Here is a 17,097-nt window from a genome sequence, read left to right as displayed (position 1 = left end):
GAGATGGTATAGTAAATAGTACAATGATTTACAGAATAACCTGTTCGTATTTATCAATGGAGGTTTGCATCCATTTTACTTTGGCCATCAACAGGTTAAACAGGGATATGCCCAATACAGCTGTAGTAATACCCGCCAAAACATCCAGCACATAATGATGACTTGCGTATACAGCGGTAAACCAAATACCCAGCATTACAATGGCAAAAAAGATGCTGGCCACTTTGTACCGGTTTTTTATACCATAGTACAATACAATAACCGGGTATGAAGAGTGGAGCGATGGCATAGCCGCGAAAACATTGGAGCCTTTAGTATAGATAGATTTGAAGATACCCGCATGAAAATAAGCATCGAACTTAGCCAAACCGGCAACATTACCCGCAGTTAGCGGTGTAAAATGGAAACCGTAATATTGAACATACCATGGCGGTGCAGCAGGATAAGTGTAATAGATCACGAATCCAAGCAGATTCACCAATACAAAGGTGAGGGAGAAATATAAAAACTGCCGTTTGTTTTTAAAGAATAAGAATGCGGCAAAACCCAATGGCACGGGTATCCAGCAGAGATAAAATAAACCGGCTACCACGTCTATAAACGTAGTGCCGTGAATGCGCAAATATTCATTGGGGGTTAACAGTTTGCCATGGTCATGTATCCCGAAAATGTGCTTTTCAAAATTATACAGATCGGCAATATGAACGGATGTATAATGGTAGTTTGGAAAAGCCTTCATGTAGTCAAATATGATCCAGTATACAATGAATATACTGAAGGCTAATATGAACTTACGGGTAATTCCTGATAGGTAAAATAGTGAATTAAATATGGCTACGAGTACCAGCTCTGATGAGTTATAGCCAATAAGGAAGTAGGAGATAATCAGATATGCTATTGAAAGAAGTGTAACAACCAGTACTGATTTAGCATTTACGGCTACACTGTTTTGCCCGGTACTATCCACACCTATTTCTTTAAAAAACCTGAACGGAATATTTTATCCCAAAGCGGTGAGCTCACCCCATAACCCTTTTCTGGATCCTGGTAATGATGCAGCATATGATGTTGTTTTATTTTTTTGAAAAGACCGCTTTTGAAGTTAAAATGATGCATAGCATAATGCGATATATCATAAAACAGGTAGCCTAATATAAAGCCCGGGAAAAAGCCAAATATGTAATTTGCCGGCAGCAAAGCTTTAAACAAAAAGTAAAACCCGGTAGCCAGTGGAATGCTTAATGATGGCGGCAATACCAAACGTTTGGCATCGCTGGGGTAATCATGGTGTACACCATGCATAATAAAATGTAACCGTTGTGCCCATTTCCAGTTTTCGTTTGGCTGATAATGGAAAACAAACCGGTGCATAATGTATTCAACAATGGTCCAGATAAATAAGCCTGCTAAAAACAAGCCGGTATACAGTAAAAAGTTCATGCCAGCTTCGAAAAAAGCTTCGTAGGTACATGCCAGAATAACGGGTACAAAAATATATAGGGGTACGGTGTAGTGTACCTTTGATAAACCTTCTAAAAAGTCGCTTTTAAACATTCTCACAGACTCCTGAGAATTGGAGACATAATTCTTTTTCATAGCATATCAGGTTTTAAAATTTTAACGATTTCTCTGCCTGTTATTGTCTTTTAATAATAATATATAAGTTAGCACAACCTAACCCTGTTCAATTTTAATAAAGATTTACTATTATGTAAACACCTTTATTTAAAGGTTACGAAGATATGATATTTTAATTATTGAATTAGTGATCTCTTTTGATTTCAACTAACCTAATTGCCAACTTAGTTTTAATTCAGTAATTCGATAATTCAGTAACTCAATAATTGGTTACTTCCTTTCCGCTTCAATTAAAGCTCTTTTAGCCTCTCTTAGTCTGTTAAACGCGGTAATATTAGTAAGCACCGCCAATATTACCAATGGAATGGTGAATATGGATATGGTTTCAAACACGTGAAACTTAATGCCGGGTATAAACAATTTATAGTTACCGCCAATATACTGCGCCACTATACCACTTAAAGCGGCACATAAACCAATGGTTACTACACGCTCGGGTCTTTGCATTAACCCTCCTTTAACTTCTACGCCTAAACCTTCGGCACGAGCCCTTACATAACTAACCATCATGGAACCTATCAGCGCGATGAAGGCAGCTATCGAGCTTACAAAATAATGATGGGCAACCAGGTAATAACAGATACCAAGGAACATGATCAGCTCGCTGTAACGGTCAAGTACAGAGTCATACAAAGCGCCAAAGGTTGATTTCATATTGCCTAAACGGGCTACTTGTCCATCGAGCATATCAAACAGGCCAGCAAACAATATTAAACCACCGGCCCAGCCCACATAACTCAGGTCGCCCCGGTTACCTTCTTCGGCGCCTAATATAAATATGGCAGCCACACCTACATTTAACACAAAACCAATTGAAGTAACCGCGTTGGGGGTTAACCCAACCTTGATAAGAATTTTTACAAAGGGATCAATAACCTTGTAAATACCTAACTGTAGGTTTGTTCTTATGGATGTTTGCTGTTCCATTTTCTTTGTAATTATTTTGCTATACAAAATTAAAAATCAAATTTAACACGTACACGGATACCATCACGCGGTACATCCGGATGGTCTAAATAATTAAATCGCCTCACGTAATCAACCCGTATAAATTTAAATATATTTTCAACACCAACACTACCCTCCACATAAGGTGTTTTACCCAGTGCATAGGTAATAGGTAAACCATTGGCATCAACAGGCAATTGATATAATGACGGATGAATGGATGGATTGTTTTTATCACTTAAACCACCGTACAATATTTTTGCCGAAAATGTCTCGCGCCATTTTAATCTCTTTAACAAAGGTATTTTATTGAAAAAGAAACCGCCAAAGTGATGGTCTATCCTGAAACTCGCGTACTTATCACTGGCAAACTCCAAAAAGTTCATCAGGTTATAGGAGTCGATGTCATAGGCATACGTTTGGTTGGCCTGGTGAATAGTTAACAATGGAAATGGTACCTGACCAAATATTTTGCCAGCAGAAATACTTAGGTCCGAATATCCTAATTGCGACAGGTATAAACGTTTGTCGACCCTGAAATCAAGTTTTTGATAGTTATACTCGCCATTAAATAAACCTTTAACGCCAGTGGTATAATCCAATTCAAGGGTAGGGTAAGGGTTAGGGATAGGTATACGGTAAATTTTACCCTGGTAAAATTCCTCATGCGGCGCCCAGCGGATAGTTCCTGTAAGCTCGGTAGTGGTTAAAGAGTTTATCACATTCGGCTGCCCGTTTACCATATTATTAAAATATAGCGACCCTGCAGGTGCCTGTTTCCAGTTTTTAAATCCAGCCGCGAACGATAAGTGGTTCTCCAGCTCATGTACGTAATCTAACCTGTAATAATCATTATACAGGTACTTGTCATTTGTGCCACGTTTAAATGATAACAAGAAGTTATCCTCCTGCACAAATTGAAGATTTGCACCCGGTATTTTAGTGTCTTTTTGATAACTGGCCCTGATATAATTTTGCGGGAATTTATAAATAGACTTATTGTTAAGGGAGTAGGTAGCACTTAAAAAGTATTTCCATTTCTCGTCTTTAAAACCATACGCGGCATACGTTTCAAAATAATAGCGTTTGCTTAGCTCGGGTGTGGTACGACCGCCAAGTCTCAGGCGCAGACCTTCCACCGGGTTAAAGCTATAGAATGTGTTAGCCGGGCCAATCTCAAATTTGCCAAACCCTTTATAACCGGCAAGCAATAGTGTCGCGATATCCACTGTGCGCTTGTACGATGGCATATTCCTTAAACTATCTACATTCTTGTATACTTTTGATTCAGCAGTGGTAAGAGTATCCAGGCGATTCTTCTCCCAGAATGATGCAGGCCGGGTTTTAGCCTCGTCTTGCGATTCTTCTGATTGCTTGGTATAGGCGGTATCCGGTCGGGGATGGTTAACTATATAGTTTTTGTAGGTGATGGTACGCATACCCAACAGCCCACTTTTACCCTCCTTTTTGGTGGCCCCAAACTCGGCTATGGTATTACTGCGGCTCAGGTGATAACGGTTATCCGGGTTCTGTTCAAAGTCCAGGTCAACCTCCATAGAGCGTATAAAGTTGATATTGATGTGTTTATTGATCTTCAATACCGCTTTTTGAACGGCATAGTTACCATCAAGGGTAATGTATATCATACCTTCAAAAAGCACATCGTTACTATTACGTGGTGTAAAGCTCAGTTCAACCAATTTTTGATTCTTGGCGTCGATAATGGTATCGGTAATAAAGAATTTGTAATAGTTGGGAGAGTTGTTGGATATCGGGCTTAAAAACTGACTGGTGATCAAAAATATATCATTGTCATAAATATCCACGTTATTGTACAGGTGTTTAAAATATTGCTTAACACCTTCATTATCAACTGCAGGGCCAAAGTTTACACCGCGCTGCCCTAACACAACTTCGCGTTTCTTTTCGGGATTTTTGCGATAGTAGTTCTGTGATAGTTTTTCGTCAAGATAAACCGGCAATATGGATTTTCCAGGTAAAATGGTACTGTCGCGGTTATCGATGATGAACTTATATTTTCTGAAAAATTTTCTGTCTGAAAACGCTGCCGATACGTTGATAAACCCGAACATCATTTTATCATATTCGCGGTATTCCACATAATCATAAGCTTCGGGGCGGTTTTTAGGTTTGTTTTCGATAACCTGGCGTATCAGTTCAACCGCGGGATTGTCTTTATTACGATATTTAGGTTTCTTTCCGGATTTTACAACCACTTCATTCAATTGCTTGGCCGAAGGGAAAAGCTTTACATTAATTACTTGCTCTTTACCTGGTTCAACAGGTAAAAAAGCGTCTTTATAACCTAAGAAAGAAATTTTTATTTGTTTGAGTGTAGCGTTTGTGGTCGAAAGTCGGTATTTACCATTATTATCGGTAGCAACGCCAGTAGAAGTACCCGGGAATGATACAACAACATAAGGAAGGGTTTGTCTGTTGCTGGCATCAGTAACCGTACCCGTTATAACGGTGGTTTGCGCAAATAATGAGGAAGCAGAAAAAAAGAGTATTAAAAAAAATAAACTTTTATAAAAATTTTTAAAATCCATGTACTTTATGCAATTATGCAAATACAAACTCTTTGTTTAATCCTTAACCCTTTATTATCCGTTTTAACTATCCAAACTATTTTGAATAAGGATAGTCAATTATTATTATAATAAAGCCCAAATCCTTATCATCATATCAATTAAACTGATATTTCTTATCTCCCTTATCTATCGGCGCGGCAGAAATAGTTAATCCAACGCTTATTTGCATTGGCATAGCTATCCCGTTAGCTTGTAATTGCGCTTCAAAGGTAGAAAAATTTATTACAGACTAATGTGGTCAAAAAGTCAAATATTCCCCGTAGAAAGCGTTTAAACCACGTTTATCTGTTTAATATTACCGTTAAATTATATTACACTGAGAACGGCACTCTGTCTTATATATTATGGGCCTTTTATGGGTTGTTTGTTTTATAATTTACGTAAAGTATTGAATTTCAGATTGCTTTGAAATAGGCAAGCAATAGTTGTTATCAGATTTAACAAAGTTTAACTACCTGAAAACAAATATTTTACACAATTAATAAATCAGGGCTTTACGTATTAGGGACAAGTGATCAGCTAACCGGTGACAATTATAAGCAAAAAAATAACCAGTTGTATACAGGTTAGTCTGTAAAACAACTGGTTTTAAAAGATTTGTTAGCTGTTATTATGCCTCGGCGTAAGCCTCTTCATAATAATCTAAACCAAGATGAGTGATCAGATCCTCGCCCATCATGTAACGTAAGGTATTTTCTAACTTAATGAGCTGTTTAAATATATCATTCTCTGGACGCAGGCCTTCGGCTGTTTGTGGCGATTTCAGGTAAAATGACAGCCATTCCTGGATCCCGCTCATATTAGCACGTTTGGCCAGATCACAGAATAAAGCGAGGTCAAGCGCGATAGGGGCAGCCAGAATAGAATCGCGGCAAAGAAAGTTGATCTTGATCTGCATTTTATAACCGAGCCAGCCAAAAATATCAATGTTATCCCAGCTTTCTTTGTTATCACCGTGAGGTGGATAATAGTTGATCCGGATCTTGTGATAGATCTCGCCATAAAGCTCCTTGTTTTCTTCAGGCTTAAAAATATCTTCCAGTACACCTAACTTTGATACTTCCTTGGTTTTAAAATTGTCCGGATCGTCAAGAACCAGGCCGTCACGGTTACCCAGTATATTGGTAGAGAACCAGCCGTGTACACCTAATGAACGTGCGGCCAGGCCTGGAGCCAGGATGGTTTTCATCAAGGTTTGACCTGTTTTGAAATCTTTACCGGCAATTGGGGTTTGGGTTTCTTTTGAAAGCTCGATCAGCGCAGGGATATCAACAGTTAGGTTGGGGGCGCCATTGGCAAACGGTACACCTAATTTTAAAGCCGCGTAAGCGTATATCATACTTGGCGCTATTAATTTATCATCATCAAGCAAAGCCTGCTCAAAAGCAGCCAATGTTTGGTGAATGGCCGATGCTTCATAGTAGATCTCGGTTGATCCGCACCAAACCAAAACAACCCTGTCCAATCCGTTTTGCTCTTTAAAGTTTTTAATATCTTCCATAACCTGCTGGGCAAGCTCGTAACGGGTACCTTGTTTTACGTGTGTACCGTTCAGGTTTTTAGCGTAGTTTTTATCAAACGCGGCTTTCATCGGTTTAATGGATTCCAACTCCGCTTTTACTGAGTTTAATAATCCCGGTTCCAGCACTTTTGCATTGGCGGCCGCCTCGTATACGTTATCTTCATAAACGTCCCATCCGCCAAAAACAACATCTCCCAAATTGGCAAGTGGTACAAAATCTTTAATTTTAGGGTTACGGTTCTCCGTTCTTTTACCTAAGCGGATATGCCCCATTTGGGTAAGTGAACCTATGGGTTGTGAGATACCTTTTTTTACTGCCTCAACACCGGCAATCAGTGTAGTTGCCACAGCTCCTAAACCTGGGATAAGGATACCCAGTTTGCCTTCGGCGGGTGAAATTTTCATTTTTATTTACTTTTTTTGTTAATTATTGGGTTAGCACGTTATGGGCCTTATGCCCTGTTTTCTATTTATTTTCTTGGTTTTTGCGCTTTTCGACATTACTTAAACGTTTAAGTAATGCCGAAAAGCGCAAAATTGTCATTTGCTTATTTCGCATCCAAAAATAACTTAAACGTTTAAGTTATAAAAGAAGGAAAGCGAATTTTTCATTTTTATTAACATTATTTAATTTTGGATCAGAGCCATTTATTGGCCTTATACCAGGTTAGTGTTTCGACTAAACCCGTTTTTAGGTTATATACCGGATAAAAACCCAGGTCTGCTTTTGCACTTTCGTTGTCGCAATACCAGTTTGCTGCCATAAGTTCATCTATCTTTTCGATATTTACTACGGCGGCTTTATTTCTCAAAGAACTTACTTTTTCTGATACAGCGGCTATTATTTTTACAAAATTTACAGGCAAATGAAACTTAAAGGTAGTTATACCCAATATTTCTTTGGTCAGATCGCCTAACTCGTACTTACTGTAAAAGTTTCCGTCGCTCAGGTTATAGGTTTGATGGTTGCCGCCGTATAATGCTTTCAGGGCTGCTTTGGCTACATCCTTTACATATATAAAGCTCAATTTTTGTTGGGCGCTGCCAATGTAAGGCTCAATGCCTTTTACTACCTGTTTAAAAAAAATAAATATGCCGGTATCCCTTGGACCGTAAACGGCGGTGGGGCGCAGTATAGTATAATTTAAATTTTCAACTGTTCTTAACCGCTGTTCGGCCAGCAGTTTACTGCGACCATACGCGGTTACCGGAGCAGGAGAGGTTGCTTCGGTTATGATACCGGTTAAAGTTTTAAGCGGGCCTATTGCAGCTAAACTACCTATCAACACAAACTTTTGTAAATCTGGACAGGCGTTAGCCGCCGCTGTTGCCAGGTTGTAGGTATAAGTGGCGTTTATGGTATCATATTCGGCTTGCGAGCGGGCAGAAGTCACACCCGCCGCATGAATGATGTAGTCCGGTTTAATATCGGCGAGTTGTTGTTTTAATACCGGCAGCTCTTTATAGTTAAGCTGTATATAATTGATATCAAACGATTTTAGATGATCGATGTTACTGCTTTTACGTACTGCCGCATAAACTTCCAGATCCTGACCTAAAGCTTCTTCAATTAAATGATACCCAACAAAACCGCTGGCACCGGTTATTAAAACCCGCTGCTTCATATCGCTTTTTCGTAGAGTCTGTATTTTTTATATGGGTTGCCGTTTATGGCTTCTATGGCGCGGTTCACCATATCGTTGTGTTCCAGAGTCCAGCCAGCTTCTGCCTGTTTCATGCCTTTACGTTTGTATTCTTTTATTATAGTGCCGTATAGGCAGGCTTCAATACCCATTTTGCGGTATCCATCAATAACTCCTAAGGCGTATATACGCAAACTTTGTATTTTTTTCCGGCCAAAAAGTAATTTGAAAATGCCCGTTGGCAATAACCGGCCCCGTTTAATTTTCTTAAATATTTCATTGTAATTGGGCAGGGCCAAACCAAAGGCAACAATTTTGCCTTCCTGTTCGGCAACCAGTACAAAATCTTTATCAAGTATTAACTTCAGATCTTTGGCCAGGTAGTCAAACTCGTCATCGGTTAAGGGAACAAACCCTTCGTTATGATCCCAGGCGGAGTTATAAACTTCGCGTAGTTTGATGGATTCCTCTTTAAATTTTTTGAGGTTGATGGTACGGATAACGATATTGTTGCGCTTTAACCGCTCTTCCAATGCTGTTAATAAGCGAACTGATTTATCGTCATAGCTTTTATCGTCCCAATGCCAGGCAATAAGGTCAACATTCTTTATAAAGCCAAAGCCATCTATCAGATCGGCATAATAGGGGGCATTGTAGGTTTGCATTAAAAACGGAGGACTGTCAAAACCTTCTATTAATAAGCCGCATGGTTCGTTGGTTGAAAAATTAACAGGGCCTATCAATTTTTCGGTTACACCTTTTTGTTTAAGCCAATCGGTAACCGTATTGAAAAGTGTTGTTGCTACCTCTTTATCATTAATGCAATCAAAAAAGCCAAAAAAACCATCATTGGTGCTATTGAACTTGTTATGTGCATTATTGAGTATAGCTGCAATACGACCAACAATTTTGTCGCCATCATAAGCCAAAAAGGTTTGTACGGTGTTGTGCTTATGAAAGGGGTGTATAGTTAACAGATCACGCTGAGCTATGAACAATTCCGGAACGTAATTGGGATCGTCCTGATACAAATCATGCGGAAAATCAATAAATGAAGCTAATTCTTTTTTAGAACTAACAGTTACAATTTTTATCATGAGTGGTGCTGTTTAAACCAAAAAGCGGAAAGTTTAAAGCAGAAAGCCTGAAATCTGGCTGCTCTTTTTAACTTTCCGCTTTTGGCTTTCTGCTTTTAAGCTTATTTAGATATTTTCTTTAACAGAAGCTGCAGATACACCAACTTCTTTAAATGCTTTTGAAAGTTTTTCAACCGCTTCGTCAATTTGAGCAAAGGTATGGGTAGCCATCAATGAAAAACGCAGTAATGATGAATCTGAAGGTACGGCTGGCGAAACCACCGGGTTAACAAATACGCCTGCAGCTTGCAGATATTTGGTTACGAGGAAGGTTTTTTCGTTATCACGTACATAGATAGGTAATATCGGGCTTTCGGTAGGACCGAGGTCAAAACCTTCTTCCAACAGCAGTTTTTGCGCGTAGTTGGTATTATCCCAAAGTTTCTGGATCCTTTCCGGTTCAGATTCGATAATATCCAAAGCTGCAATTACGCTGGCTACTGAGCCAGGAGGCATACTTGCGCTGAACATTAATGAACGGGCGCGGTGCTTGATATAATCAATCGTATCCTTATCAGCAGCAATAAAACCACCTAATGATGCCAGCGATTTGCTGAATGTACCCATGATCAGGTCAACATCATCGGTAAGGTTAAAGTGCGATGCGGTACCTGCACCTTTATGGCCGATAACACCCAAACTGTGCGCGTCGTCAACCATAATGTTGGCACCAAATTCGTCGGCCAGTTTAACTATCTCCGGCAATTTAACAATATCGCCCTCCATGCTGAATATACCATCAACAGCAATAACTTTTACAGCCTCTTCTGGAAGAATGCTCAGTTTACGCTGAAGATCGTCCATATCATTATGGGCGTATTTGATCACTTTTGAAAATGATAGCCTGCTGCCGTCGATGATAGAAGCATGATCATATTCATCTAATATAAGATAATCATTACGGCCTGTAATGCATGAAAGCACACCCAGGTTAACCTGGTAACCGGTGCTGAGCAAAACGGTAGCTTCTTTGCCAACATAGTTGGCAAGCCTGTTCTCTAACTCAATATGAATATCAAGTGTACCATTCAAAAACCGTGAACCGGCACAGCCTGTACCGTATTTGTCAATTGCCTTCTTTGAAGCTTCTTTAATCTTTGGGTGATTGGTTAGCCCTAAGTAGGAGTTGGAACCAAACATTAACACCCTTTTGTTATCTATTATTACTTCAGTGTCCTGAGCAGACTCAATAGGCCTGAAATAAGGATACAATCCCTTCTCCCGGAGCATATTTGCAACCTGGAACTCGGCGATTTTCCCATGTAGTTTTTTAACCATGTATTAACCCTGCTTAAATTTTGTGTAAAAATACCATGAATAAGCATATAACCTATATGGTAAATGTAATTTTTTAAAAAAATGCTTATTCTGATATTAAAATAACAAGAAGCATTCCAAATTATATCACGGCAAATTAATTAATTTTTTTATTTATTTCGCACCACAATTTTTCATTTTTTTGTAAAAAGCTCAAAAACGTATGATTTTGGCATGTTTTTATAAATTTTACGTAAAATTTTTGTTCCTGATTTTAATTTAGTAATATTAATCACATATTCGCACTTCCCCTGTATATATCGGCAAAAACTATGAGATTGATTTTTTGTTATTTTGGCTGATAATTAACGTCACCCATAGCCACCTTATGAAAAAAAATAAGTATTTAGTATTTTTCATTACAATTGTCTTAACATTAATTTTACATTTACCAATCTGGTCACAAACTGTTGCCGACAGTATTAACGGACCTGTTTCATTAAAGCAGTGTGTGGAGTTCGCACTCCGGAACCAACCCGCCGTACGCCAGGCTTCTATTGATGAGCAGATCAATGAAAAAGATATCAGGATAGGGCTTTCTGCCTGGCTGCCGCAGATCACAGGATCAGGTATATATAACTACTATTTTAAAGGAACTCCGCAGGCCGGGGCATCAGGGGCTAACTTCCCATCAAGCTCGGGCATCCGTAATTTGTCTACACTGGGGTTGCAGGCAAGCCAGGTTATTTATAATAACGATGTGTTACTGGCCGCTAAAACAGCCAAATATTCCCGTCAGTACTATAAACAGAACACACTCAGCAGTCAGATCAACGTAGTATCTGATGTGAGCAAAGCATTTTTTGATGTGCTGCTTTCTCAAAAACAGCTGAATATCACCAACGAGGACATCACCCGTTTGCAAAGAAGCCTGAAAGATGCCTATAACAGATATCAGGCAGGCGTGTCTGACAAAACAGATTATAAGCAAGCTTCCATATCGCTAAACAATTCACTGGCTACGCGCAAACAAACCGAAGAAGCTATTAAAAGTAAAACTGCTTATTTAAAACAGATCATGGGGATAGACGGATCAAAAAATCTGGATCTGGCCTATGATTCGTCGCGGTATGAGCAGGCCGCCGTTATTGATACCAACCAGCAACTTGATTTCAATAACCGTATCGAATACCGTTTGTTGCAAACCAGCAAAGTATTGCAAAATATTAATGTAAATTATTACAGGTATGGGTTTTTACCCTCCTTATCTGCAGTTGGCAGTTATAACAGGGCTTATTTTAGTCATGATTTTTCTGATCTGTATGATAAGGCATATCCAACAGGTTATGCAGGGCTTACGCTAAGTATTCCCATTTTTCAGGGAACCAGGCGTTTACAAAATTTGAGTAAGGCCAAGCTGCAGGTTGAGCGTGTTGACCTGGATCTGGAAAACAGCAAAAATACCATCAATACCGAATATGTACAGGCATTGGCCAGTTACAAGAGTAATTACACCAGTTACCAGTTGATCAGGCAAAATGTTGACCTGGCTAAGGATGTATATAAAGTAGTAAGCCTGCAATACAGGGAAGGTGTTAAAACTTATTTGGATGTTATAGTTTCCCAGTCAGATCTGCGTACAGCCGAGTTAAACTATTATAACGCGCTGTTCCAATTGTTATCAAGCAAAATAGATCTTCAAAAGGCTTTGGGAACGCTTGGCGTAGATACTAATCAATAATTTAAACAGTAAAGCACCTGAACTTGCTTAAATAAACGAATAACTGCGCGGCACTCATGAGTACCGCTAAAGAAACAAACAACCAACGAATAATCACTACGATCGAATAATCACTACGATGAAAAACAGATATATATACTGGTTAGCCCCTGCGGCCTTATTGGCATTAGCTTCTTGCAAAGGTAAAAGTGCACAAAATGCGCCGCTGCCGCCAACTCCTGTAAACTTAGTCGAAGCTAAAAAAGCCGAGGCCATTTATTACGATCAGTACCAGGGTACGGTTGTTTCTATCAATACTACCGAGCTCAGGAGCCAGGTACCCGGGTTTGTAACCGGCATATTCTTTAAGGAAGGTGATGTGGTGCAAAAGGGAAAGGTATTATATGAAATTGATAAACGTAAATATGTGGCCGCTTACCAACAGGCTGAAGCCAACGTATTGAGCGCGCAGGCCAATTTGGTTAAAGCTCAAAAAGATATCGACCGTTATAATATGCTGTTGAAAAATGACGCGATCGCACGCCAGACCGTTGACCAGGCCTCTGCAACCTTTGAAACAAGCAAAGCTAATGTAGCCGTAGCAAAAGCGGCATTAAATTCGGCACGTACCGATCTTTCTTATGCAACCATTACAGCGCCATTTACCGGCCGTATCGGTATATCACAGGTAAGGCTGGGTACCCAGGTAACAGCAGGTACAACCTTATTGAACACTATATCTGCCGAGCACCCGATGGGGGTTGACGTGGTGGTGAACGAACAGGATATTCAACGTTTTTATAAATTACAGCAAAAAAGCAACGATACTACTTTTAAACTGCAACTGTCAGACGGGATAACCACTTATAATAAACCCGGTAAGATTTTAGCTATTGACCGGGGTGTAAATAACCAAACAGGTACTATTAAAGTAAGGATCCAATTCCCGAATGAGGATGGTGTATTGAAAGATGGGATGAGCTGCGTGTTAAAGGTGCTTAATGACCAATCTGGCAATAGAGTGCAAATTCCTTATAAAGCTGTCACCGAGCAAATGGGCGAGTTCTTTGTATTTGTGAGCAAGGATACTTCTTATGTAGATACCACTAAAAATAACGAAAAGGTTGAAGCGCTCATTGCCAAACAGCATAAAGTTATTTTAGGTCCGCGGGTAGGTTTCGACGTTGTGATCATGAGCGGTGTTGAACCTGGCGATAAGGTGATTACCGAAGGTTTCCAGCGTTTGCGCGATGGCGGCAAAATTGTGCTGGGCGATCCGTCAAAGGCACCGGCACCAGGCCAGGGAGCACCAGCACAGGGGAAACAACAAGGAAAGTAACCGGTATTTTATAAAACACAACAAGAATGATAGCAGATACCTTTATACGAAGACCAGTTACCGCTATAGTTATATCCTTAGTGATAGTAATTGTTGGTATCCTGGCGATAAGTAATTTGGCTATAGGCCAGTATCCTGAAATTACACCGCCAACTGTAAATATCACCGGTACTTATACCGGTGCTGATGCATTAACGGTTGAACAAACCGTGGCCACTCCTGTGGAAGTGCAGGTGAACGGCACACCGGGCATGACCTACCTGCAAAGTAACAGTACCAGCAATGGCGCCATGAGCATGACCGTTAACTTTGAAGTAGGTACCGATATTAATATTGCCGCTCTTGATGTGCAAAACCGTGTAGGTATCGCTACACCAACACTGCCGCAGGAGGTACAGCGTTTGGGTTTAACCGTGCGTAAACGTAACCCCAGTATTTTGATGCTGGTAGCCATGTTCGCTCCAAAGGGTAGCCATAACGTTACCTTTTTAGATAACTATACCAACGTTTTTGTTCGCGATGCGCTTTTACGTGCTAAAGGTGTGGGTGACGTGTTTACCCGTGCTGACGACTTTAGTATGCGCATATGGCTTAAACCTGATAAGATGGCCGCTTTAGGCATGACCGCAGGAGACGTAACCGCGGCCCTGGCCGAGCAAAACGCCCAGGTTGCTGCCGGTTCTGTAGGTTCAACACCACAGGAAAATGGGCAGCCATTTGAATATACGGTTTTGGTTAAGGGGCGCTTAAGCAGCCAGGCTGAGTTTGAAAATATCATTGTTCGAACACAACCCAGTAACGGTGCTATAGTGCACCTGAAAGATGTAGCCCGTGTGGAATTGGGTAAGTTTAATTATGCCGGTAACTCCTTTGTTGATGGCAAACGCGCTTCTTATTTGCTGGTTTACCAGGCACCGGGCAGTAATGCTATAGAGACTGCAAATAATGTATACGCCACCATGGAGCAGCTCAAAAAATCATTTCCTGCTGATGTGGATTATGTAGTGCCTTTCGAATCTATAACGGTAGTAAAAGTATCCGTTAGCGAAGTAATTGAAACGCTGGTTATTGCATTGGTGCTGGTTATTGTGGTGGTATTCCTGTTTTTACAAAGCTGGCGCACCACGCTCATCCCGGTATTGGCTATCCCGGTATCTATCATTGGTACCTTCATTTTCTTTATACCGTTGGGCTTCACCATTAATACGCTTACGTTGTTTGGTTTTGTACTGGCTATTGGTATTGTGGTGGATGATGCCATTGTGGTGGTGGAGTCGGTGCAGCATTATATGGACGAGGAAGGTATGTCGCCCAAAGAAGCTACGATCCATGCCATGCGCGATATATCGGCTCCGGTAATTGCCATTGCTTTGATATTAGCGGCGGTGTTTGTACCGGTAGGTTTTGTGCCGGGCATTGTAGGGCGCTTGTATCAGCAGTTTGCTATTACCATCGCTATATCGGTATTGATATCGGCCTTTGTGGCGCTTTCATTAACGCCTGCTCTTTGTACGCTGATATTAAAGCCTCGTAAATTAGACCAGGAATCTAAAGGGCTTGACAAGTTTTTCTTTAAATTTAATGCATGGTTTGATCGGGTAACCGGCAGATACCGTAACGGTGTTGATAAGAGTATTAAAAACTCCAAGTTCATTATTATTATATTGGTGTGTATTATTATAGGTACTATCCTGTTGTTCAGAGGTAAGCCAAGTGGTTTTATCCCAACGGAAGATGATGGTCGTATCTATATCACTTATGATCTGCCCGAGGCATCATCTACACAGCGTACTGTAAAGGTGCTGCATGATATGATGCGCACGCTGGATAGTATCCCGGAGATAGGGCACTACGCCGCTTTAGGTGGCTTAAACGCGGTAACGTTCGCAACCAAATCAAACAGTGCCACCATATTTGTACAGTTGAAGCCCTGGGAGCAACGTAAAGGCGAACAGCATACCATATTTCCGCTGGTAGCTATGCTGCAGAAGAAACTTTCGCGGTTTAAAGAAGCCAATGTTGTTGTAATTCCGCCGCCGGCGATCCCTGGTTTGGGTAATACGGCGGGTTTCTCGTTTATATTGGAGGAGAAACAAGCAGGCGGGGATATCAAGTATTTTGAATCGGTGATGCGTAATTTTATTGCCGAATTAGGTAAGCGTAAGGAGATATCTAAAGCGTTCTCCTTCTTTACCGCCCGTACGCCGGCCTATCAGTTAACTATCGACAGGGAAAAAACAAAAAGATTGGGTGTGGCGCTGTCTGATGTAAACGCGGCCCTGCAAACTTATATGGGTAGCTCTTACATCAACGACCTGACCTTGTATGGCCGTACATTCCGTGTGCTGGCACAAGCCGATACCAACTATCGTACCAATATCCAGAACATCGGGCAGTATTTTGTACGAAACCAGGCGGGTACCATGGTGCCATTAAGTACTTTAACAACATATAAAGTAATTGAAAACGCACCATTGATATCACACTATAATCTTTTCCGTTCGGCGGAGATAGATGGTAATTCCGCACCTGGTTACAGTAGCGGCGACGCGCTGAACGCGTTGGAAGAAGTTGCCGCCAAAACCCTGCCGCAAGGTTATGGTTACGAGTTTTCGGGCCTAAGCCGGGAGGAAAAATTATCGGGATCAAAAACGGTTTACATTTTTATGTTGTCAATCGGGTTCGTGTTCCTGTTCCTGGCTGCCTTATATGAAAGCTGGTCGGTACCGTTCTCGGTATTGCTGGCGGTACCGCTGGGTGCGTTTGGGGCTATCCTATTCTTAACGTTCCACTCCAAGCTGGATAATAATGTTTACGCGCAAATAGGTTTGATTACGCTGATAGGCTTGGCCGCCAAAAACGCCATCCTGATTGTGGAATTTGCCAAAGAACGTGTGGATAGCGGTATGGAATTGGAGAAAGCCACATTGGAAGCCGTACGACTAAGGTTAAGGCCTATCATCATGACATCGCTGGCATTTATATTAGGTGTAGCGCCTTTGTTATTTGCCACAGGTGCGGGTGCGGTAGCACGTCAAACCATTGGGTGGACGGTATTTGGCGGTATGCTTGCGGCCACTTCTTTGGCTATATTCATTGTACCGGTATTATTTTTTATCATCACCAGGTTTGCCTATGGTAAAGAAAAGCTGGCAGAGCTGGAAAAAAACTACGACCCGCACAAGGGGCATGAACCCGAGGTTTAATATTTTTCGTTAAGAGATAAAAAAGGAGAGGCATTGCCTCTCCTTTTTTTGTTTTTTTATGTCATAGGTAGCATCG

At 40.8% G+C, this 17,097-nt stretch carries 11 protein-coding genes; 3 read left to right on the top strand and 8 right to left on the bottom strand.

The features are described from left to right. Window positions 1-28 precede the first annotated feature (28 nt). The 8 genes from AB6735_RS24800 to AB6735_RS24765 all read right to left on the bottom strand — a co-directional run bounded on the left by AB6735_RS24800 (window position 29) and on the right by AB6735_RS24765 (window position 10,777). On the bottom strand, window positions 29-967 hold the full coding sequence (locus AB6735_RS24800; protein ID WP_370998880.1) for a phosphatase PAP2 family protein: 939 nt from the start codon (window positions 965-967) through the stop codon (window positions 29-31). Window positions 968-969: 2 nt separating this feature from the next. After that, window positions 970-1,596 carry a sterol desaturase family protein gene (locus AB6735_RS24795; protein WP_370998879.1) on the bottom strand — a complete coding sequence of 209 codons (627 nt, stop codon included), beginning with the start codon at window positions 1,594-1,596 and terminating at the stop codon, window positions 970-972. Between the two features lie 252 nt (window positions 1,597-1,848). After that, complete coding sequence (locus AB6735_RS24790) at window positions 1,849-2,565, bottom strand: CDP-alcohol phosphatidyltransferase family protein (protein ID WP_370998877.1); 717 nt, start codon at window positions 2,563-2,565, stop codon at window positions 1,849-1,851. Between the two features lie 29 nt (window positions 2,566-2,594). After that, window positions 2,595-5,156, bottom strand: coding sequence for a DUF5686 family protein (locus AB6735_RS24785; RefSeq protein WP_370998875.1), 2,562 nt, complete (start codon window positions 5,154-5,156; stop codon window positions 2,595-2,597). 652 nt (window positions 5,157-5,808) lie between these two features. Then, window positions 5,809-7,125: an inositol-3-phosphate synthase gene (locus AB6735_RS24780; RefSeq protein WP_370998873.1), complete on the bottom strand. Its 1,317-nt coding sequence runs from the start codon at window positions 7,123-7,125 to the stop codon at window positions 5,809-5,811. 233 nt (window positions 7,126-7,358) lie between these two features. Next, window positions 7,359-8,345 (bottom strand): NAD-dependent epimerase/dehydratase family protein, encoded by a 987-nt coding sequence (locus tag AB6735_RS24775; protein WP_370998871.1) that lies wholly within the window; start codon window positions 8,343-8,345, stop codon window positions 7,359-7,361. Further along, window positions 8,342-9,460 (bottom strand): hypothetical protein, encoded by a 1,119-nt coding sequence (locus AB6735_RS24770; protein WP_370998869.1) that lies wholly within the window; start codon window positions 9,458-9,460, stop codon window positions 8,342-8,344. The genes AB6735_RS24775 and AB6735_RS24770 overlap by 4 nt, the downstream gene beginning before the upstream one ends. Window positions 9,461-9,565: 105 nt before the next feature. Beyond that, window positions 9,566-10,777: an aminotransferase class I/II-fold pyridoxal phosphate-dependent enzyme gene (locus AB6735_RS24765; RefSeq protein WP_370998867.1), complete on the bottom strand. Its 1,212-nt coding sequence runs from the start codon at window positions 10,775-10,777 to the stop codon at window positions 9,566-9,568. Between the two features lie 367 nt (window positions 10,778-11,144). Here AB6735_RS24765 and AB6735_RS24760 point away from each other — a divergent pair, with 367 nt between their 5' ends. From AB6735_RS24760 to AB6735_RS24750, 3 genes are all read left to right on the top strand, one after another. Continuing rightward, window positions 11,145-12,497 carry a TolC family protein gene (locus AB6735_RS24760; protein ID WP_370998865.1) on the top strand — a complete coding sequence of 451 codons (1,353 nt, stop codon included), beginning with the start codon at window positions 11,145-11,147 and terminating at the stop codon, window positions 12,495-12,497. Between the two features lie 118 nt (window positions 12,498-12,615). Further along, window positions 12,616-13,815, top strand: a complete 1,200-nt coding sequence (locus tag AB6735_RS24755) for an efflux RND transporter periplasmic adaptor subunit (protein ID WP_370998864.1) — start codon at window positions 12,616-12,618, stop codon at window positions 13,813-13,815. A gap of 26 nt (window positions 13,816-13,841) precedes the next feature. Then, complete coding sequence (locus AB6735_RS24750) at window positions 13,842-17,021, top strand: efflux RND transporter permease subunit (RefSeq protein ID WP_370998862.1); 3,180 nt, start codon at window positions 13,842-13,844, stop codon at window positions 17,019-17,021. Window positions 17,022-17,097: the final 76 nt, after the last annotated feature.

Source organism: Mucilaginibacter sp. RCC_168 (assembly GCF_041355315.1).
Taxonomy (GTDB): domain Bacteria; phylum Bacteroidota; class Bacteroidia; order Sphingobacteriales; family Sphingobacteriaceae; genus Mucilaginibacter.
The sequence above is the reverse complement of the archived record's forward strand: the minus strand, read 5'-3'. Positions and strand labels throughout refer to the sequence as shown.

Excerpts from the sequence above, each read along its gene's own strand:
- AB6735_RS24775 (WP_370998871.1), bottom strand. The coding sequence starts at position 8,345 with ATGAAGCAGCGGGTTTTAATAACCGGTGCCAGCGGTTTTGTTGGGTAT.
- AB6735_RS24790 (WP_370998877.1), bottom strand. The coding sequence starts at position 2,565 with ATGGAACAGCAAACATCCATAAGAACAAACCTACAGTTAGGTATTTAC.
- AB6735_RS24750 (WP_370998862.1), top strand. The coding sequence starts at position 13,842 with ATGATAGCAGATACCTTTATACGAAGACCAGTTACCGCTATAGTTATA.
- AB6735_RS24760 (WP_370998865.1), top strand. The coding sequence starts at position 11,145 with ATGAAAAAAAATAAGTATTTAGTATTTTTCATTACAATTGTCTTAACA.
- AB6735_RS24780 (WP_370998873.1), bottom strand. The coding sequence starts at position 7,125 with ATGAAAATTTCACCCGCCGAAGGCAAACTGGGTATCCTTATCCCAGGT.
- AB6735_RS24765 (WP_370998867.1), bottom strand. The coding sequence starts at position 10,777 with ATGGTTAAAAAACTACATGGGAAAATCGCCGAGTTCCAGGTTGCAAAT.
- AB6735_RS24755 (WP_370998864.1), top strand. The coding sequence starts at position 12,616 with ATGAAAAACAGATATATATACTGGTTAGCCCCTGCGGCCTTATTGGCA.
- AB6735_RS24770 (WP_370998869.1), bottom strand. The coding sequence starts at position 9,460 with ATGATAAAAATTGTAACTGTTAGTTCTAAAAAAGAATTAGCTTCATTT.
- AB6735_RS24785 (WP_370998875.1), bottom strand. The coding sequence starts at position 5,156 with ATGGATTTTAAAAATTTTTATAAAAGTTTATTTTTTTTAATACTCTTT.
- AB6735_RS24795 (WP_370998879.1), bottom strand. The coding sequence starts at position 1,596 with ATGAAAAAGAATTATGTCTCCAATTCTCAGGAGTCTGTGAGAATGTTT.